Origin of the sequence: Pseudarthrobacter sulfonivorans (assembly GCF_024391045.1) — a bacterium.
In the GTDB taxonomy this organism is placed as follows: Bacteria; Actinomycetota; Actinomycetes; order Actinomycetales; family Micrococcaceae; genus Arthrobacter; species Arthrobacter sulfonivorans_B.
On sequence record NZ_JANFCZ010000062.1, the window covers coordinates 1 to 500 of the forward strand.

General features: G+C 67.2%; 1 pseudogene. It reads right to left on the minus strand.

What is annotated here, in order from left to right:
- Positions 1-500, minus strand: a pseudogene (locus tag NQJ30_RS18865) (pyruvate dehydrogenase (acetyl-transferring), homodimeric type); the annotation flags it as partial.

Genomic DNA, 500 nt, shown 5'->3' on the forward strand with positions numbered 1-500 from the left:
TCGTTGTACACCGTGAGGTAGTACATGACGTTCCGGTCGGTGGAATCCGGTCCGTACATGCGCTCGATGCCGTGCCGCATGATGTGGCCCATTTCGTAGCCGTAGGCGGGGTCGTAGGTGACCACGGCGGGGTTGGTGGAGGCCAGGAGCGGGGAGTGGCCGTCGGCGTGCTGGAGGCCTTCGCCGGTGAGGGTGGTGCGTCCTGCGGTGGCGCCGATGACGAAGCCGCGGGCCATCTGGTCCCCGGCTGCCCAGAAGGCATCTCCGGTGCGCTGGAAGCCGAACATGGAGTAGAACACGTAGACCGGCAGCAGCGGCACGCCGTGGGTGGCGTACGAGGTGCCGGCGGCGGTGAACGCTGCCACGGCGCCGGCTTCGTTGATGCCCGGGTGGATCAGCTGGCCCTGCGCGGACTCCTTGTAGGCGAGGACCAGGTCCCGGTCCACGGACAGGTAGTTCTGGCCCTTGGGGTTGTAGATCTTGGCCGTGGGGAAGAACGC